This is a genomic window from Pseudomonas sp. IT-P44 (assembly GCF_949768225.1).
Lineage (GTDB): Bacteria > Pseudomonadota > Gammaproteobacteria > Pseudomonadales > Pseudomonadaceae > Aquipseudomonas > Aquipseudomonas migulae.
The window spans coordinates 220199-239292 of sequence record NZ_CATKQM010000090.1 but is presented as its reverse complement, the minus strand read 5'-3'; the positions used below and the strand labels follow the sequence as shown (position 1 = coordinate 239292).

Here is a 19094-nt window from a genome sequence, read left to right as displayed (position 1 = left end):
TTGACCGTGGGTCTTTCTTACCTGATTTAACCGGAGTCGCCTGCCATGGACATCCTCTACCAGATCCGCGCCCGTCAGGATTCCTTCAGCGCCGGCGAAGGGCGCATCGCGCGGCTGATGCTCGACGACGTAGGATTTGCTTCTGCTGCCAGCCTCGACGAGCTGGCGCTGAGAGCGGAAGTCAGCACCGCCACGCTGTCGCGTTTCGCCCGCACGGTGGGTTGCCGCGACTTGCGCGACCTGCGCCTGCAACTGGCTCAGGCCAGCGGCGTCGGCAGCCGTTTTCTCGACCCGGCGGGCACGCCCGATCAGTCGGCGTTCTACGGGCAGATCGTCGGCGATATCGAGTCGACGTTGCGTCAGCACTTGTCGGCGTTCGACGAGTCGCGCTTCGCCGACGCGGTGAAACTGTTGGGCAAGGCGCGGATGATTCATGCCTTCGGCATGGGCGGTTGCTCGACCTTGTGCAGCGATGAACTGCAAGTGCGGCTGGTGCGCTTCGGCTACCCGATTTCGGTGTGCCACGACCCGGTGATGATGCGGGTCACCGCCGCCAGCCTCAGTGCCGAGCACGTGGTCATCGTCTGCTCGCTGACCGGCATCACCCCCGAGTTGCTCGAAACGGTGGAACTGGCCCGCAACTACGGCGCAAGAATTCTGGCCATCACACGCAGCGACTCGCCGTTGGCGCAACTGGCCGACATCGTGCTGCCGCTGCAAAGTGCGGAAACCTCGTTCATCTACAAACCCACGGCGGCGCGCTACGGCATGCTGCTGGCCATCGACGTGCTCGCAACCGAGCTGGCGCTGGCCAATCCTGAAGACAATCAAGAACGTCTGCGGCGGATCAAACTCGCCCTCGACGATTACCGCGGCGGCGACGATCACTTGCCGCTGGGAGACTGACATGATGTACGACACGCTGATTCGCAACGCCCTGATCATCGACGGCAGCAACGCCCCCGGTTACCCCGCCGACGTGGCGATTCTGCACGGCCGCATCGAGCGCATCGGCGACATGCACGACGCCACCGCCACCGAAGAAATCGACGCCGCGGGCCGAGTGCTGGCACCGGGTTTCATCGACGTGCACACCCACGACGACACGGTGGTGATCCGCCAGCCGCAAATGCTGCCCAAGCTCAGCCAGGGCGTGACCACGGTGATCGTCGGCAACTGCGGGATCAGCGCTTCGCCGGTGAGTTTGAAGGGCGATCCGCCAGACCCGATGAACCTGCTCGGCACCTCGGCGGCCTTTGTTTACCCAACATTCCGCGACTACCGCGCGGCGGTCGAAGCGGCAAACACCACGTTGAACGTCGCCGCTCTGGTCGGCCACACCGCGTTGCGCAGCAATCACCTCGACGACCTGTTTCGCACGGCCACGCCGGATGAAATCAGCGCGATGCGTGAGCAACTGCGTGAAAGCCTTGAAGCCGGCGCGTTGGGTCTGTCCACCGGTCTGGCGTACGCCAGCGCGTTCTCGGCGTCCACCGATGAAGTGATGCAACTGACCGAAGAATTGACCGCGTTCGGCGCGGTGTACACCACCCATTTACGCAGCGAATTCGAGCCCGTGCTGGAGGCCATGGACGAGGCGTTCCAGATCGGCCGTCATGCGCAATCACCGGTGATCATTTCCCACCTCAAATGTGCCGGCGCCGGTAACTGGGGGCGGAGTCCGCAACTGTTGGCCTCACTTGAAGAGGCCGCGAAAACCCACCCGGTGGGCTGCGATTGCTATCCCTACGCGGCAAGTTCTTCGACCCTGGACCTCAAGCAAGTGACCGATGCGCACCGCATCACCATCACCTGGTCCACGCCGCACCCGGAACTTGGTGGCCGCGACCTGATGGATATCGCCGCCGAGTGGAACGTTCCGCTGCTGGAAGCCGCTCGCCGGCTGCAACCGGCTGGCGCGGTGTACTACGGAATGGACGAGTCGGATGTACGAAGCATCCTCGCGCATCCGCTGTCGATGGTCGGTTCCGACGGCTTGCCGGAAGACCCATTCCCGCATCCACGTTTGTGGGGCGCTTTCCCACGCGTCCTCGGACATTTCAGTCGCGATGTCGGGCTGTTTCCGCTGCACACCGCGGTACACAAAATGACCGGGTTGTCCGCGTCGCGATTCGGCTTGAAGGAGCGCGGTGAAATCCGTGAAGGGCATTGGGCTGACCTGGTGTTGTTCGATCCTGCAACGATTCGTGATGTCGCCGATTTCAACGATCCGCAGCGGGCGGCAGAAGGCATCGACGGGGTGTGGGTCAACGGTGTGTTGAGTTACAGCGAAGGGCAGGCGAACGGGAAACGAGAAGGGCGGTTCCTGGCGCGGCAAGGCGATTTGCGTGACGGTTTTCAGAGCCTCCACAAACCCCTGTAGGAGCCAGGCTTGCCGGCGAAAGCGATCAGCCAGTCGACAAATCTTTTGAACTGCTTCACGTGGTGGCACATTGCAATTAAAGAAAGCCATCGCCAAGCCGAAGCGCTGACACTAGCCCGGCTACACTCTGGGCCTTACCAGTCTGGGAGCAACTTGATGAGCTTCGGCAAAACCACCCCGATCCTGCGGATTTTCGACGAAAACAAGGCCGTGGAGTTCTACGTCGACTTCCTCGGTTTCAAGATCGACTGGCAGCACCGTTTCGAGCCGAATTTCCCGCTGTACCTGCAAGTCTCCCGGGGCGAATGCGTGTTGCACCTGTCGGAACATCACGGCGACAGCACACCGGGCTCGGCGCTGCGCATCGAGACCGATGAGCTGGAGGCGTTTCAGCAGCAATTGCTGGCCAAGGACTACACGTTTTCGCACCCACAGATCCAGGCCATGCCGTGGGGTAGCCAGGACATGACCATCAGCGATCCGTTCGGGAATCGGTTGGTGTTTACCAATGCGATTAGTGTCTGAGTACGGTCTGACAGATTGATCGCCATTGATCTGTAGGAGCCGGCTTGCTGGCGATAGCCGTGTGTCAGGCGCAATCCATGTTGATGGATCCGCCGCAATCGCCAGCAAGCCGGCTCCTACAGGGTTGGTGCCATCCTGTGGGAGCGCCGCTTGTCGACGAATGAGGGTGACTCAAACCCTGAAGTGACTCACCATCATCTGCAACTGATTACCCAACCGCGCCAGTTCAACACTGGATTTAGCGGTTTCGTCGCTGGCAGCGGCGGTCTGTTCGGACACGTCGCGTACGTTGATGATGCTGCGGCTGATCTCTTCGGCTACGGCGCTTTGCTGTTCGGCGGCGGCAGCGATCTGCTGGTTCATCGACTGGATGTTGGACACCGTGCGGGTGATGTTTTCCAGTGATACGCCGGCCTTGCGGGTCAGGGCGACGCTGCTGTCGGTGAGGGCGCGGCTGTTGTTCATCACGGCGGACACTTGTTGCGTACCGTTCTGCAAACCGGCCACCAGGCCTTCGATTTCCTCGGTGGATTTCTGCGTACGCTGGGCCAGGCCACGCACTTCGTCGGCCACCACGGCAAAACCACGACCGGCTTCACCGGCACGTGCCGCTTCAATGGCAGCGTTGAGCGCCAGCAGGTTTGTCTGTTCGGCCACGGCCTTGATCACGTCCATGACGCTGCCGATCTTGTCGCTTTCGTGTTGCAGCACGCTCATGGCTTCGGTGGAGCGCACCACTTCGCTGGCCAGACGCTCGATCTGGGCGATGGCTTCGTTGACCACTTTGTCGCCTTCGCGGGCTTCGCCGTCGGCGGCGGCCGCTGCTTGTGAAGCTTCTTCGGCATTGCGCGCGACTTCCTGCACGGTGGCGGTCATCTCGTGCATGGCGGTGGCCACCTGATCGGTCTCGATCTTCTGGCTGTTAACGCCGGCGCTGGTCTGCCCGGTCACGGCGGACAGTTCTTCGGCGGCGCTGGCGATCTGGGTAACGCCGTCGCGGATACCGCTGATCAGGTCACGCAGGGTCACGCCCATGCGCGCGATGCCTTGTTGCAATACGCCGAGTTCATCGCGGCGCGTCACTTTGACGTCCTGGGACAGGTCGCCGCCGGCGATGCGCTCGACCACTGCCAGCGTGTCGCGCAGCGGGCGGGTGATCTGGCGGGTGATGATGACGGCGGCAATGATCCCGACCAGCAACGCCAGCAAGGTGCTGATCAGTTGCAGGGTGCGGGCTTGTGCGCTTTCGGCGTCACGACGGTCGAGCTGGATCTGATACAGCTGCTCACTCAGGGTCACGATGGCGGCGCCCTGATCGGTCATTTCCTTGCGCGCCTGCACAGCATCGTTGCTCGCGGCTTTATAAGCCTGCAAAGCGCTGCGGTAATTGCTCAATGCCGTTTCCAGCTGACGCAACTCGTCCAGCATCGTGTCGGCGAATTGCACATTGAGTTGTTTCAGGCTGGCGATGGCCGCGTCCAGTTGGCCGACGGCTTTCTGCTCGGTCTCGGCGTTGGTGGTCGCGGTATAACCACGCACTTCGTAGCGGGCCAGCATGAACGCTTCCTTGGCGGCGGTGATGGCCTGGAATTGTTCGAAGCGCTGATCGCTCAACGGCATTTGTTGTACGCGGGTACTGATGGCGTTGATCAGCGAATTCGCGTTTTCCGCGTTGGCGCCCATGGCGTCGCGCGCGCTGTTGCCGGAACGGTAGGCGCTGCGCATTTTGTTCAGGGACGTTTTGTACGCGTCAATTTGCGTACCTTGCTCTTTGAGCAGCTTGAGGTTTTCCGGGCTCTTGAACTTCACCAGCAGCGCTTGTTGCTGAGCGGCAAACGCATCCAGGGTGGTCTGGACGTTCTGCGCGGTGGTTTCATCGCCGTTGGTCAGCATGTATTGCAAGCGAACCACACGCAGTTTGGTCAGGCCGGCATTGAGCTGGGTGATGTCGCTCATCCAGTTGCTGCGGTCAATCAGGCTGCCCAGGCTCGTCCAGCCGGTCAGGGCGAGGACGCAGGTCAGTGCCAGGACCAGGCCAAACCCCAGGCCCAGTTTCATGTTCACGCTGATGTTGCCGAACCAGCTATTCATCAAATTCCTCCAGGAACGTTGCGCTTTTGGTCGTCGGTTGGCTGGAAGATTGTTGTTTTTGGTAGCCAAGGGTGTGTAGCAGGTCTGTATCGGCAGCAATCGCGAGAGCTGAAAGGATTTTGTCAGACGGTTCTGTAACAAAAGTTTTTGCAGGGGGCTTAAGCTTTTTTTCACATGGGTTTCACCGGCTGCCGACGCGAGCCTCTCTACCCTCGCGGCATCGAATGTAAGTGATGCATGCCGGTGAGGCGGCCTGATGTGGAATTGAGACTGAGTCTGTTCGGGGTCAAACGCTCGATTGATCTGAGCCGTTTTACCCGCTATCGAAACACCGCAGTGGTACTCGCCTCGGCGCTGTTGGTGATCCCGTTGACCGTCTGGCTGTTGCGGCCTGCCGCCGTTCCGGACCTGGCCCATGGCAATGTCTCGGGCGCCCGGGCGTTGTTATCCGGTTGGGCCAAGGGCGACATGATTGTGCTGGTGCGCCATGTCGAGCGCTGCGATCACTCGACGGCCGCGTGTCTGACGGGCAATGACGGCATCACGGATCGTTCGCGCAGCGTCGCCGTGAGTGTCGGTGCGCAATTCGAAAGGCTCGGCCTGGGCGAGGCTGACATTTACAACAGCCCGATGATGCGGACCGCGCAGACGGCCTCCTACATGTTCAACAAGGTGAGTACTCATGAGGAGTGGTTGATCAATTGCAAGGGCACTATGTTGCGTGACGCGCTGGCGCACAAAGTGCCAGGGCGTAATCTGATTCTGGTGACCCACAGTGAATGTATGGCGCAGATCGAGAAAGGCCTCAAGCTGCCGACGGCCACTCTTGGCTATGGCGCCTCTTTGTTTATCTCCGCCGAATCGCTACAGGCGCCGCGAATGCTTGGTTATATCGAAGCTTCCGACTGGCGCTCGGTGACCAGCCAATGAGTAATCCCATGCGTTTTTACTACTTCAACTTTGGTATTCCACTGGCCTGCGCAGCCGTCGTTTTTCTGATGTTCGACATGACCAAGATCGACATCGCGTTCAGTAATCTTTTTTTTGATCCGCTGACCCAGACCTTCCCGCTCGACCAGGTTCACTTCTTTGAAAAGCTCACCCATAAATGGGCGCGCATCATTCCGAACTGGACTGCTGAAATTGCCTTGATCGGCGCGATGCTGTCGTTTGTCTGGCCGCTGATCAACCCGCAAAAGCGTCCGCGTCTTGGCCGATTCCTGGAGCGGAGCAAAGCCGCTCCGGTGCTGAAGTTTGCCTATGACCATCGTCGGGATTTTCTGTTTGTGGTGTTCGCGTTTGCCATTTGCACCGGGGTGATCCATTTCCTCAAGGCGCACACCAGCGTGTACTGCCCGATTGAAACGACCCTGTATGGCGGGAAAATTGCCCACATGGAGTGGTACGAAAACTTCCAACTGTTCAGGGAAGCCGGTGAGGGGCGCTGCTGGCCGGGCGGGCATGCTTCGGGCGGGTTCACCATGCTGGCGTTGTACTTCGTGGCGCGCCGCTATCGCTGGCGCTATTCGAAAGCGCTGATGTACGGCTCGCTGCTGCTCGGTTTCGTCTACGGCACGACGCGGGTCCTGCAAGGCTGGCACTACATGTCCCACACGTTCTGGGCCGGGATCTTCGTGTGGCTGGCGTGTTTGCTGACGGCGTTGGCGTTTTATGGGCGAGCGCGGCTGGATGTGCCGGTGGATCAGATGACATCACTGTCGGCTGGCCGTCCGTCATCGCGAGCAGGTTCGCTCCCGCAAGGGAACGCGGTCCAGTGTGGGAGCGAGCCTGCTCGCGATTAACGATGACGCGGTATGCCTGCCTACTCCTGCGGATCAACGTTATCCAGTGCCTGGTTCACTGCCAGCTCTGCCAGCATGATGATCTGCGCAATGGCCAGCGCGGTGTTGCGCTGTGAACCATCGAGGTAGGTGGCTAAATCGCTGGTCATGACGCTGGCGGATGCCAATGACTCGCAGGCATGGGCGAGGAGGTTTTCAGTACCGATGTCGGGAAGGATCGTGAAGAAGGGGCTGGGGCGGTATGGGGAGGTAGTCGGGGGGTCGGGGATTAATTTGTCCATACAAATTTTCCTTTTGCGTTGGAGCCGCCGCTTGCCGTTTCTCACGCGGCTAAGAGGTGGCAGCTATGTGCGGGGTGAGAAAACCGGTTATGGACACCCGGGCCAGACCAAAGTCTGCCCGCACACAGCCGCCATAACGCATTTGCGGACAGCGGATAAGCTGGCGCGATTATGCGGTTACAGGCTCTGTATGACCATAAGTTGCCAGGTTCTCACACCCGATCACTGAGTTTTCAGTGACAAGCAAAGACTAAAGAGCCCGCTTCCGAGCAACAACCTTAAAAATCTGTGGGCGTTTTCTTCGTTTTTGGTAGGAGATGTCCTGCAATGACGACGACATTTTTATCGACAGTGAAGCCGCCATCGCGAGCAGGCTCGCTCCTACAGGCGACTGCGGTCGTACGCGTAATCCGTGAGCAAAGTCATCAAGCGGATGGCGTACGGTTACCGGGACAGCGAATTCTTTTTCATGAAGACCAAGAGCGTCTTTCCCGGTAATCCGTGAAGAACCAAAAAAAAAAAGCCCGCGGGAGGGCGGGCAAACCGTAGTTTCTTGAATGAGCGAGCGCAATGTACCGGTTGCCGGGGCGCGATGGGGTGAAGAAAAATTCATCTGCGCCGCGGCAAAGTCGGGGCTTACGGCAAATGATCGGCCGCAAAGTCCGCCTCCGACCGTGCCCGCAAACGCCCCTTGCGACAGGCTTGCTGGAAGCGTTCGAAGTCTCGGTCATTCTGTTCGGTATAGGTTTTCGCATACTTGAACAGCGCATCGGCCAGCGCATCGCTTTTGCCGATGTAACCGCTGATCTGCGCGGCGTGCCCGGAGGATTTGGCATGTGCACGGGCGAGGGCGCGGCCGCAGATTCGGCCGTAGGCGGCAAAGGCTTCGGCGTCGAAGGTTTCCAGTTCGGCGGAGATTTTCATGTCGCGCAACTGACGCACGTAAAAATGGCGACCGTTGGGGCCGGTGGTCCAGCCGAGGAACAGATCACTGGCGGACTGCATCAGCCGTTGGCCATCGACCACGCGCTGTCCGTTATGCCGCACGCGAGACTTGGCCTTCACGTAATCGGCGAGCACCGACCGCCGTGCTTCCTTGAATTGCAGGAACAACGGGAACTCTTGCTCGTCAGTCAGCAGCGCCACCAGGCAGCGCGTGCCGACACTGCCGACACCGACCACTTTGAACGTCAGGTCCTGAACATTGAAGCGCGACAACAGCCCGCGCCGGTCGGCTTGCAGGGTCGTCCGATATTCACTCATGAACGTCTCGTAGAGCGGTCGCCAGTCCGCGAGCCGCAGCCAGTCATCGTCGGCATCCAGCAGCGTGGTGTTTTTGTGCAGATGGAAAATTTCCGGCAGGTCATCGCGAATGATCAGACGGCCTGCGGCGTCACGTTCACTGATTTTCGGCAACAATTCGGCATGGGTGCGACGCTCGGCTTTGGCGATGGCGCGCTCCACGTGCTCCAGCGTGGCTTTACTCGCCTGTTGCCGCAGATCGTCATAACTGATGGACTCGTACCAAGTCTCCAACGCGCTTTGCTCCGCGCATTCGAGCATCGTTTGCTGATACGCGGCGACCACTTCGCGGCAGACGTTTTCTTCCACGGTTTCGCCGTGGCGCAGGTCACGGGCGGCCACCATGAAACTCGCCACCAGACGTTTGACATCCCACTCCCAGGGGCCGGGATGGGCCTCATCGAAGTCATTGACGCTGAACAGCAGGTTGCGTTCCGGCGTGGCGAAACCGCCGAAGTTCATCAAGTGACTGTCACCGCAGATCGTCGACACCAGACCCATGTTCGCCGTGCCGGCCAGGTCGTGAGCCTGCAACAGCGCGTTGCCGCGATAAAAGGTGAATGGCGACACCAGCATGCGACCGTAGCGCAACTCGACCAGAGAATTGACCCGTCCCTCGCTGGAGCGCTTGATCAGTGGCAGCGGGTCACGATTGGTTTTTCCGGTGGCCGCCTGAGCACTGCGAGGGCAGTTTTTTCGAGCGTCCTTGCCTTGCTTCAAGCGGTCTTTGAGGGTGGTCATGGCGACTCTGCGTTGTGGGCTTGTGCGGATTGAGTGTAGGAGGGCCATGAAACTTCGTTCATAGAAAAAAACGCAGAAAGCGTATGAATCGTGGCCTCACGCAAGCGAAACTCGCCGAACTTGCCCGATTGACGCGGCGCAAAGTCATTGCTGTGGAGAAGGGCGCTCTTTCGGTGAGCATGCTTGCTTACTGAAGGGCGGTAATTCGCCTTGACCGAGGCTTCTTTGGGTACGGGTTCACGCTGTCGTTGCTGGTGTGCGTTGTTGGGGCTGCAACGACTGCCACGGCGCTGGAAGACCTGGAGTACGACGCGTTGATGTAGTCTCGTTGGCGATTCTACTGGCACAAAAAAAGGCACTGGGAAAACCACCAGGAGCCTTTTTCTGAGCCAGGACATTACGTCGACCGAGAGTGGTGGGATCTCAACAAAAAACACGACCAGTATGAGTAGACGTCCGGATCGTGGTACTGTTTTAACAGCCGGCTGATACCGAAATATTTTAGAAAAACAATAGGTAGAGCGCAGGGCTTTATTGTAAAGTATCGTCTAATTTAATAGTTGTTAAAAAAATAACAGTGGTCGCACTGCAGCAAAGGATGTCGTCATGCTGGTTGTCTTTGTGGAAGAAATGGTGGAAGTTTGTGATTGATTTTAAAGTTAAGCCAGTCATGAATTCGAAGTGCCTGATTTTAGCCGGCTCTTTCGCTCTGGTCACTTGTTTTGTATTGTTGCTTTGTTCGTTGTTGTTTCCGATATGGGAAACAAATGATGATGTTGCAATGTCGATGATCGCTCATGGTTACGGCATAGCATCCAGTGGTTCTCCACCGACCCTTATGTTTTCAAACGTTTTGTGGGGGTACTTTGTACGATTTATTCCGGAAGTTAATGGTGTATTAGGTTATTCCATTGCTACCATGGGGACTCTGGTTGTAGTTGGGGCGTTTATTGTTAATGGGCTGTTCCGGCTTGGCGTGAGTTACTTGGGTTGTTTGTCTGTCTTGATACTTTTGCTTGCGCGCCCAACACTTTTTCCTCAATTCACCATTAACTCTGGTTTTTTGATGGTGGCCGCATTTGTCTGCTGGCATTTGTATGAGAGGGAACGTGATTTTCGAATGTTGGTGTACGGCTGTGTTCTAGCCTTTTTTAGCTATATGATTAGAAGTCATGAATTTTTGCTGGTGCTTCTCGTTGCATGGCCGCTACTTCGCTGGAAAAAAATACTTTTACTAAAACAGGCGAAAATTTCTTTTGTTGTTCTCGCTTTGGCGGTGGCAGTAGCAGCCTTCATCGACCACCGAGCCTATCAGGGCGACGAATGGGGAGCATTCAGTGAGCTTAACCCAGCGCGCGCCCCTTTTACGGATTTTGGTGCTGCAGAAAACCTTAAGCAGCGGCAGGATATTCTATCGCACCATGGTTACAGTTCTAATGATGTAAGCCTGATAGAGAACTGGTTTTTTGTGGATTCAGTTGTTGCAAAGCCGCAAGTATTACAGGCAATGCTGGACGAGTTGGGCTCCGTGCCGACTCAGGACATTGCACTGGGTAACGGTTGGCTAGGACTCCAGGTCTTGTGGCATCCTGTGCTCTTGGTTTCTGTATTGGCTGCGTTATCGTTGCTATTAATCAGGCCAAGTTGGCGATTGGCGGTAAGTTGGGGTTTGTGTGTTTCTGCGATGTTTGCATTTGGGTTGTTGGGGCGCCCTGGGATCTTGCGGGTATATGTTCCACTTGTCGGCTTGCTGTTAATTGCTCCGTTTTTTACTGTGATGGCTTCGGGGTGGCGCAAAAAATTGAGTGTCGCTATTCCGCTTGTAGCTGCGTTGATCACGGTGGCAAATTTATATCCGGAAGTTGAAGGCTCAAAAAATAGAATAGTAGCAGCCAGTGAGTCTTTTCACGACTTCCCTGATTATCCGATAGTTGTATGGGGTGTTGGTGTGCCCTTTGAAGCTATTTATCCTGTAATGGGCGCTGCAACGACGGCGATGCAGTATCAGTTTTACGGTCTGGGCGTTTCTACGCTTGCGCCTTTTTCAGTCGCTTTTTCAGAGGCTGCAGGAGGCCGAGGGATGGTTGATAAGCTCCTGGATAAGGCTGGAGTGCCCGTGATATCCAGTGAAAAGATGCTTGAGTATCTTGATGTTTATTGCGGTGAGCATCATGGCGGTGTTTTGAAATATTTAAGCACGCAACAGTTCGGTCCTTATGTACTGAATAGGGTCCGATGCGAAATCCTGAAGTAGTCGTGGGTCATGTACTCATCAAATCGTTTGCTATGGCGCACCGCGTATGTAGGTCTGGCGTTTTAGGTGGTTGGCCGAATTGAATGGAGAGCGCCCAGGTAAAAAGCCGTAAAAATTCAATTTTCCGAGGATTTACGGCTTTCTTTATTTTCAGCGACAACGCGTGATCAAGGCGTTGCTATAGCCAACCATTGTGACTGATGGCGATGTGGGGGGAGATGTTGCAGCGAATGCGCGATCCTGAAGAGACGCTGCTCCTTTCGTCAGGCTGCCTGGCGACTGATCAACGAGCGAAGCCCAACCATGCGGACACAAAAAAGGCACTTGCGATAATCGCCAAGTGCCTTTTTTGTCTAGCTTGTTTGGTGGAGCCGGGGGGATTTGAACCCCCGTCCGCCAGTACTCCGCTGTCGGTACTACATGCGTAGCCGTGTCTATTAAGTTAACCCGCAGCGACCCGACGGGCAGGGTGCTTTGGGCGAGTTGTGTAAGTTTTAGCCGCTTCGTCCACAACGTACTGCACGGCGATTCTGTTCTATATGACAATCACTTTGGGTTTACAGACATCCCCTGATGATTGCTGGACCCGAAGGTACCAGGAGGGAAGGGCTAAGGCTGCTTACGCAGCGAGAGCGTATTCCCCGTAGGTTTCGTCATTGGCAACTATAAGAAGTTGCAACAGTGGATTTACGAGTTCTGTTACCAACTCGGCATGCACCTAAAGTTTCGCGACCGGCGTCGAATCCTAAACGGCCCCGTGCCTGTTGCTCTGTGAATCAAAGTGAGCAGCAAGCCTGCGCAGTGTACGCCAACGTGGCTCAGAAGGCCACCCGATGCTTGGCGCGAGTGATCATGGGTTGGGATCTTTGCTCAGTTTGCCAGCGACAATGCCTGGGTGGCCTCGGTGACGCATTTTTTGTCGTCCCCGGCAGCTTTTGAAGCTTCGGCGCTGGCCAGCAGTCTTTTGATCTCCATTGTGGTGTTGTCAGGGCTCGCCGGCAGTGCATTCACTTTGGCTTTGAGCTGTTGCAGCTTGCTCGTACAAAGGTCGTTGTCCGCTGCAAATACGGGAGAAGCCAACAGTGCAGCAGACATGAGCAAACCAGCGATCGCGGTACGTTTCATGGGTATTTCCTTGTACGGGTAGTCTTGGTGCTGCCATAGGGGCGGGGGCTCGGCCGAGGTCGAAAAACAAGCCACGATTGATCGGCCCTAACTAAAAGACTACGACGCTGCGCAAGAATTCGCTTTTCACCCAAAGGCTATGGAAAAAAGGTCCATGCATGCCCAAACCCCAGAAGCAACAAAACCCGCAGTTAGCGGGTTTTGGTTTGTTTCGCATTGGGTGGAGCCATCCTGAGCGCTCCCTGGCCTGTTGCTCTGTGAATCTTGATGAGCAACAAGCCTGCGAGTTGAACGCCAGGAAAGCCCACCCGAAGGTTGGCATTGTGCCGGGTTACTTCCCGCCTTTGTTCGCGTCCTTGATTTGCTTGATCGTTTGTTCTGTCTCGGCGATGCAGTCGTCAGTCCCTTCCTTGGTGCCTTTTGCCTGATCGGCTTTGGCTTGCTTGACGCTGTCCATTACCTGATCAGCCATCTCCGGAGGCGTCTGGGCCTTGGCATTTTCGATGGTTTTAATGTTGACCGCACAGAGGTCTTCAGCGGCAAACGAGGGGGACGCCATCAGCGAGACAGTAACGAACAGACCTAACAGTACAGAACGTTTCATGAGTATCTCCTTGATCTGAGGGTCCACGCATTTGCTGGCCATCAGAACGGGCTGCCGAGGTTGGGTAAGGCCCGGCAATGTCCGGGCTTAACCAGTGGACTACGACGTTTCGTCAGGGTTCTATTTTTCTTCAGATGCCCCTCGGCTGTGTGACCCGATCCACCAGATAGACCAGCCCGTGGTAGTCGATTCCGCCATGTTGCGTCAGACCGATCTCACAGGTGCGGCTGGTCGAAATCCCCTCGCTACACTGTTGCACCGCGTCCTTGAGCGTACGCAGCGAATGGGCGTTCAGCTCCGGCGTGGTGAAGCCCTTGTCGCCGGCAAATCCACAGCAGTGAATGCCTTCGGGAATGACCACGTTTTTGCTGCACTTGCGCGCCAGATCAATCAGCGCCTGGCTTTCCCCGAGGTGCTGAGTGCTGCACGTGACATGCACGGCGATGGGCGCTTCCTGCGGTGTGAAGTCGAGACGATCCATCAAATGCGTACGGATGAAACGCACCGGGTCGTACAGGTCCAGTCGAACCTCTCCCAGGTCCTGAACCAGTCGCAAGGTGCAGGGGCTGGTGTCGCAGTAGATCGGATCGAGCCCGCCACGGCTGGCGTGCAGTAGTGCGCCAATCAGTTCCTGGCGCTTGTGTTCGGCCTGTTCGGCGTAGCCCTTGGAGGCAAACGGCTGGCCGCAGCAGAGACTGTCCTGATTGTCCGGAAAGACGACCTGGTAACCGGCTTTTTCCAGCAGGCCACGGGTTTTGTCGTACAGCGACATTTGCTCTTTATCACCGGCCGCAGGCCCCATGACCCGCGAGACGCAAGCCGCCAGGTACACCACGCGAGGGCGCTCGTCCGACACGATCGGGCTGAAGCGAATGGCTTTTTCCGGCTGCGGCATGGCGTTGGTCCATTGTGGGACCTGACCTTTGGACAACTTCGTCAGCGTTGCCGAAAGCTTCGCCAGACGTGGTGCCCCCAACAGCATCCGCGCGCCATTGGCCACATGCAGGGTGAAACGGGCGCCTTGCAGCGCGGTGGCGAAATTGCCTTCCAGCCAGTTGGCGGTTTTCGTATGCGTCGCCTTACGGCTGCGAAGCTTTTTCACCAGCTCGCCAGTGTTGATTCCTACAGGGCAACGCTGTGCGCACAAGCCGGTGGCGGCGCAGGTGTCGATGCCCTGGTATTCGTAAGCGGCTTCGAGTTCCGTGGTGTCCACGCCGGCGCGTTTTTTTGCCTGAATGTCTCGCCAGATCACGATGCGCTGGCGCGGGCTCAGGGTCAGGCCTTTCGACGGGCAGACCGGCTCACAAAAACCGCACTCGATGCACTTATCCACAATCTCGTCGGCGGCCGGCAACGGCTTCAGATGTTTGAGGTGAATCTGCGGATCGTCACTGAGCACCACGTCCGGGTTGAGAATGCCGTTGGGGTCGAGCAGGCGCTTGAGCTGCCACATCAACTGGTAGGCATCGCTGCCCCATTCCAGTTCCACGAACGGCGCCATGTTGCGACCGGTGCCGTGCTCGGCTTTCAGCGAACCGCCGAATTCCACCGCGACCAACTGCGCCACGTCGTCCATGAACGCCTGGTAGCGTGCGACTTCTTCCGGGTTGTTGAAGCCTTGGGTGAAGACGAAGTGCAGATTACCTTCCAGCGCGTGTCCGAAAAGGATCGCTTCGTCGTAGTGATGCTTGTCGAACAACTCGATCAGACGATTCACGCCGATGGCCAGTTGTTCTACCGGGAAGGTCACGTCTTCGATGATCACCGTGGTGCCGGTTTTGCGCACCGCGCCGACGGCGGGGAAGGTGTCCTTGCGAATGGCCCAGAGGCGGGCGTTCTCGATTGGGTCTTCGGTGAAGTCGACCTGTTTTTCCACTGGGAACGAAGTCAGCGACGCCATGATTTGCGCCAGTTGCTCGTGCAGCAAAGTCGACGACGCGGCGCGGGATTCGATCAGCAGCGCGCAGGCGTTATTCGACAGGTGCTGTACGAAATCCGGCATGCCGGGTTTGTTCTGCACTGAACGCAGACTGCGACGGTCGAGCAGTTCCACGGCCGACACCGGTTGGCTTTTCAGCACGGTGACGGCGTTGCAGCAGGTCTCCACATCCGGGAACACGATCAGCGCCGACGCCTTGTTCGGGTGGTCGATCACTGTGTCGTAGGTCACGGCACTGATAAACCCCAGCGTGCCTTCGGAACCCACCAGCAAGTGGCTCAAGATATCCACAGGCTCGTCGTAATCCACCAGGGCGTTGAGTGACAGGCCGGTGGTATTTTTCAGACGGTATTTGTGGCGGATTTTTGCAGCCAGTTCGGAATTGGCGCGGGTCTCGCGGCCCAGTGTCGCTAAACGTTCAAGCAGCGCTGCGTGGCTCTCACGAAACGCCGCGACGCTCGCCGCATCTTCGGTGTCGAGACGGCTGCCGTCGGCGAGCACCAGGCGAATCCCGGCCAGCGTGTGATAGGTATTTTGCGCCGTGCCGCAGCACATACCGCTGGCGTTATTGGCGACGATACCGCCGATTTTGCAGGCGTTGATCGAGGCCGGGTCGGGACCGATCTTGCGTCCGAACGGCGCCAGCCACGCGTTGGCTTGCGCGCCGATGACGCCTGGCTGCAGACGGATTTGCGTGCCGTGGCCGCGGATCTCGCGTCCGTTCCAGTTATCCCCAAGCACGATCAGCACCGAATCGCTGATGGCCTGGCCGGACAGGCTGGTGCCGGCGGCGCGGAAGGTCACCGGAACCTGATCCCGTTGCGCCAGTTTCAGCAGCGCCACCACTTCATCTTCAGACTCGACGCGGATCACCAGTTGCGGAATCAACCGGTAGAAACTGGCATCGGTGCCGAACGCCAATGTCGACAGCGGGTCGTCGAACCGTCGTTCTTGAGGTATCAGTTGCTGCGCATCTCGCAGGAAAGTCGCCGGTAGAGTCATTGGTCCTCCAGGATCAAAACCACCAGGTCTTTCGGGCCGTGGGCACCGTAAGCCAGGACTTGTTCGATGTCGGCCGTTTTCGATGGGCCGGACACTAACAGCGCGTTGGTCGGCATGCCGTGAGCCCAGTTGAACTCCTGCTGCACCTGATAGAAGTTGTCACGGATTTCACTGGCCTTGAGCAGGGCGAAATGTACGGGTGGCACCAGGCTCATCAAGCGTGGTTCTTCCCGCGTCGGCCAGAGAATCAGACTACCTGTCGCGGCGATTGCGCCGAGGGTGGTGGTCAGGCTGGCCGGTGTGTCGTTGAACAGCTCGGCTTTCCATTCTTCCACCGGACGGTCGTAGGCCTGCAGCGTCGGCAAGCCAGGATTTTTCGCCCAGTGCTGAGTGACACGTTGACCGTGCGGCGTCGTCGGCGCGATCAACAGGCTCGGCAACTGACGATCCCGCAGTAAGTGAGCAAGCAACGAAGGCCAGGCTTCGCCGGACGTCAGATGGATTTCCGTGTGCACCGCTTCCATCAGTTTGCGCAGCTGCGGAATGCGTTGTTCGGGGGCGTAGGTGTACGGCGCTGTCACCAGTTCGACGTCGAACTCGTCAGGCACGGGCGTGGTGCCGGTCAGACTTTTCCGTAACTTGGCGAGGATGTTTTGCTTGGCGCTCATCAGCGGTCTCCCTGTTTGGCCAGATGCTCGCGGGCCATGTCGTGCAGTGAGCGGGCAGCCGGTTTCGGGGCGCTGTGGTTTTGCGTCCATGGGCCGACGTTGCTCGGTGCGAGGGCGCGCAGACGCGTAGCGACAAAGCCGAACAGTCGATACAGCGTCGGCGAACTGTTGAGTTTCGCCCAGGCATTCCAGATAAAACGCTCCTTGCGCGAATACTTGCTGCCCTGGCCGCGCATCACTTGATGCGGGCTGTCCGGGGCTTTGACGTTCTCTTCCCGCAGGCGACGCAGTAGGGAAGGGATAGGAATTTTTACCGGACAGACTTCGCCGCAAGCACCACACAGCGACGACGCACTCGGATGATCCGGGACATTCGCCAGGCCGACCATGTGCGGCGTGATGATTTTTCCGATAGGCCCAGGGTAAACCTCCCCATAGGCGTGGCCGCCGATTCGAGTGTAGACCGGGCAATGATTCATACAGGCGCCGCAGCGAATGCAGTTCAGGGTCTGGCGCAATTCACTGTCGGCAAAGGCCTGGCTGCGACCGTTGTCCAGCAGCACAAGGTGCACTTCCTGCGGGCCATCGAGTTCATCGGCCTTGCGTGGGCCGGAGATCATGTTGACGTAGGTGGTGATCGGCTGGCCGAGGGCCGAGCGGGTCAACAGTGACACCAGCGGCACCACGTCACGCAGGTTTTCCACGACTTTTTCGATGCCGGTAACGGCGATGTGTACCGGCGGCACCGTGGTGGTCATGCGCCCGTTGCCTTCGTTTTCCACCAGCAGCAGGGTGCCGGTTTCGGCCACGGCGAAGTTGACGCCGGAGACGCCGATGTCCGCTTCGAAGAATTTCTGCCGCAAGACTTTGCGACCGATCTGAATGAGTTGGTCAACGTCCTTGGTGTATTCCACGCCAAGTTTGTCATGGAACAAGGACGCGACCTGACCGGCATTCTTGTGGATCGCCGGCATAATAATGTGTGAAGGCTTCTCGTGGTCGAGCTGGACGATGTACTCGCCCATGTCCGATTCCAGGCATTCAATGCCCCGTTCAGCGAGAAAATGGTTCATCTCCATCTCTTCGCTGACCATCGATTTGCCCTTGATCACTTGCCGCCCCTCGTGAGCGCGGATGATCGAGAGGACGATGCCATTGGCTTCGTCCACCGTTTCCGCCCAGTGCACTGTCACACCGTTGCGGGTCAGGTTCTGTTCAAGTTGCTCGAGCAGGTCGGGCAACTTCGATAACGCACGGGCGCGGACAGCATTGCCCAGTGCTCGCAAATGTTCTCTTTCATGGGCATCGCTGAAGGACGCTGCCCGTTTTGTCATCAGAGAATCCATCGCAGTGCGAAAGTTGTTTCGCAGTTGCTTGTCACCCAATGCCGTGTGAGCACGGGTGCGGAAATCTTCTTCTACGGCAACCGTAGGAATAATCGCGGAAGCGTTCATTGAACACCTCCGGTGCGCTGCCAAAGGAAACTGGCCAGGTGTTGGCCGCGTAACGCGTCCTTCTGTTTCTCCAGCGAGCCGTTGATGTTCATCAGGCAACCGCAATCGGCACTGAGTACCTTGTGCGCACCGGATTCCTTCAACGCCCGGGTCTTGTCAGCCACCATCGCGCCGGAAATGTCTGGCATACGGACGCTGAAAGTCCCACCGAAGCCACAGCATTCACTTTCATGGCTGTGGTCGACTCGCTCCACATTCCCCAACTGCGCCAACAACTCGCGGCCGTGCAAGTGGGTGTTCATCTCACGACGTGCCGAACACGATGTGTGCAACGCCACTTTGACCGGTTCGCCGCTGTCCTTGAGCTGCACCTTGCAGACAAACAACAGAAACTCGGCCAGCTCATACGTCCGGGCCGCCAGGGCCTGAACCTGTTTCAACGTTTGCGGCTCGTCCTTGAACAAGTCGGCATAGTGCTCGCGCAACATGCCGGCGCACGATCCCGACGGCACCACCACCGGATAATCTCCAGCGAACAGCGCCAGTTGCGCGCGCGCCACGGTCCGGGCCTGGTCGGTGTAACCGGAGGTGTAGGCCGGTTGCCCGCAGCAGCTTTGCCCTTGCGGGTACTCGACACGAATGCCTTCGCGTTCCAGCAGGTGAATCGCATCCATCCCGGCTTCCGGGTAGAACAGATCAACCACGCAGGTCCCGAACAGGTAGACCCGTGCCGGTTTTTCGCTGGGATATTGCCGAGGCTTGGGCAGTGGCGGGGCGACGCGGGTCGCGTTCGGCACGGCGTTGTAAAAAAGCTCGCTCATCAGGCGTGTCTCCGGGTGGTCCCGGTTATCCGTCCGCTGAGGCTGCTGAATATAGAGAGAGATTCTTTCAGCAGCCTTACAGACCGGGTTGTGAATAGCTGA

15 protein-coding genes, 1 other RNA gene and 3 pseudogenes are annotated in these 19094 nt (G+C 58.0%); 8 read left to right on the top strand and 11 right to left on the bottom strand.

Features of this window, described 5'->3' with window-relative positions; all coding sequences use genetic code 11:
• Nucleotides 1-45 precede the first annotated feature (45 nt).
• The 3 genes from ACM6IO_RS29045 (at nt 46) to ACM6IO_RS29035 (ending at nt 2908) form a co-directional block, all read left to right on the top strand.
• Nucleotides 46-906, top strand: coding sequence for a MurR/RpiR family transcriptional regulator (locus ACM6IO_RS29045; protein WP_008029861.1), 861 nt, complete (start codon nt 46-48; stop codon nt 904-906).
• 1 nt (nt 907) lies between these two features.
• Entirely contained in the window at nt 908-2383 is a 1476-nt protein-coding gene (locus ACM6IO_RS29040) for an N-acyl-D-amino-acid deacylase family protein (protein WP_414912676.1), read from the top strand.
• A 156-nt stretch (nt 2384-2539) separates the two neighbouring features.
• Complete coding sequence (locus ACM6IO_RS29035) at nt 2540-2908, top strand: glyoxalase superfamily protein (protein ID WP_192227667.1); 369 nt, start codon at nt 2540-2542, stop codon at nt 2906-2908.
• A gap of 171 nt (nt 2909-3079) precedes the next feature.
• Here the strand turns inward: ACM6IO_RS29035 and ACM6IO_RS29030 are convergent, their stop codons facing one another.
• Together ACM6IO_RS29030 and ACM6IO_RS29025 are read right to left on the bottom strand one after the other, a co-directional pair.
• Nucleotides 3080-3784 carry a methyl-accepting chemotaxis protein gene (locus ACM6IO_RS29030; protein ID WP_404943245.1) on the bottom strand — a complete coding sequence of 235 codons (705 nt, stop codon included), beginning with the start codon at nt 3782-3784 and terminating at the stop codon, nt 3080-3082.
• 201 nt (nt 3785-3985) lie between these two features.
• Nucleotides 3986-4864, bottom strand: a pseudogene (locus ACM6IO_RS29025) (methyl-accepting chemotaxis protein); the annotation flags it as partial.
• A gap of 393 nt (nt 4865-5257) precedes the next feature.
• Between ACM6IO_RS29025 and ACM6IO_RS29020 the strand changes: the two are divergent.
• Nucleotides 5258-5929, top strand: coding sequence for a histidine phosphatase family protein (locus ACM6IO_RS29020; protein WP_223435491.1), 672 nt, complete (start codon nt 5258-5260; stop codon nt 5927-5929).
• Between the two features lie 8 nt (nt 5930-5937).
• Nucleotides 5938-6801, top strand: a complete 864-nt coding sequence (locus ACM6IO_RS29015; RefSeq protein ID WP_008029852.1) for a phosphatase PAP2 family protein — start codon at nt 5938-5940, stop codon at nt 6799-6801.
• Nucleotides 6802-6821: 20 nt separating this feature from the next.
• Here ACM6IO_RS29015 and ACM6IO_RS29010 read toward each other — a convergent pair whose 3' ends face one another.
• Complete coding sequence (locus ACM6IO_RS29010; RefSeq protein WP_008029850.1) at nt 6822-7082, bottom strand: DUF6124 family protein; 261 nt, start codon at nt 7080-7082, stop codon at nt 6822-6824.
• A 636-nt stretch (nt 7083-7718) separates the two neighbouring features.
• Nucleotides 7719-9125, bottom strand: a complete 1407-nt coding sequence (locus ACM6IO_RS29005) for a DUF2252 domain-containing protein (protein WP_414912675.1) — start codon at nt 9123-9125, stop codon at nt 7719-7721.
• Between the two features lie 83 nt (nt 9126-9208).
• Between ACM6IO_RS29005 and ACM6IO_RS29000 the strand changes: the two are divergent.
• The 3 genes and pseudogenes from ACM6IO_RS29000 to ACM6IO_RS28990 all read left to right on the top strand — a co-directional run.
• Nucleotides 9209-9316, top strand: a pseudogene (locus ACM6IO_RS29000) (transcriptional regulator); the annotation flags it as partial.
• A gap of 18 nt (nt 9317-9334) precedes the next feature.
• Nucleotides 9335-9448: pseudogene (locus tag ACM6IO_RS28995) on the top strand (hypothetical protein); the annotation flags it as partial.
• Nucleotides 9449-9768: 320 nt separating this feature from the next.
• Nucleotides 9769-11379, top strand: coding sequence for a hypothetical protein (locus tag ACM6IO_RS28990; protein ID WP_414912674.1), 1611 nt, complete (start codon nt 9769-9771; stop codon nt 11377-11379).
• A gap of 363 nt (nt 11380-11742) precedes the next feature.
• Here ACM6IO_RS28990 and ssrA read toward each other — a convergent pair.
• The 7 genes from ssrA to ACM6IO_RS28955 all read right to left on the bottom strand — a co-directional run bounded on the left by ssrA (nt 11743) and on the right by ACM6IO_RS28955 (nt 18992).
• Nucleotides 11743-12136: a transfer-messenger RNA gene (ssrA, locus tag ACM6IO_RS28985) on the bottom strand.
• A 113-nt stretch (nt 12137-12249) separates the two neighbouring features.
• Nucleotides 12250-12504, bottom strand: a complete 255-nt coding sequence (locus tag ACM6IO_RS28980; RefSeq protein ID WP_008036550.1) for a hypothetical protein — start codon at nt 12502-12504, stop codon at nt 12250-12252.
• A gap of 331 nt (nt 12505-12835) precedes the next feature.
• Nucleotides 12836-13108 (bottom strand): hypothetical protein, encoded by a 273-nt coding sequence (locus tag ACM6IO_RS28975; RefSeq protein ID WP_414912673.1) that lies wholly within the window; start codon nt 13106-13108, stop codon nt 12836-12838.
• 130 nt (nt 13109-13238) lie between these two features.
• On the bottom strand, nt 13239-16049 hold the full coding sequence (locus tag ACM6IO_RS28970; protein WP_414912672.1) for an FAD-binding and (Fe-S)-binding domain-containing protein: 2811 nt from the start codon (nt 16047-16049) through the stop codon (nt 13239-13241).
• Nucleotides 16046-16717 carry a LutC/YkgG family protein gene (locus tag ACM6IO_RS28965; RefSeq protein ID WP_414912671.1) on the bottom strand — a complete coding sequence of 224 codons (672 nt, stop codon included), beginning with the start codon at nt 16715-16717 and terminating at the stop codon, nt 16046-16048. Before ACM6IO_RS28965 ends, ACM6IO_RS28970 begins: the two co-directional genes overlap by 4 nt.
• Complete coding sequence (locus tag ACM6IO_RS28960) at nt 16717-18171, bottom strand: LutB/LldF family L-lactate oxidation iron-sulfur protein (RefSeq protein WP_192227686.1); 1455 nt, start codon at nt 18169-18171, stop codon at nt 16717-16719. Before ACM6IO_RS28960 ends, ACM6IO_RS28965 begins: the two co-directional genes overlap by 1 nt.
• Complete coding sequence (locus tag ACM6IO_RS28955) at nt 18168-18992, bottom strand: (Fe-S)-binding protein (protein WP_414912670.1); 825 nt, start codon at nt 18990-18992, stop codon at nt 18168-18170. The genes ACM6IO_RS28960 and ACM6IO_RS28955 overlap by 4 nt, the downstream gene beginning before the upstream one ends.
• Nucleotides 18993-19094: the final 102 nt, after the last annotated feature.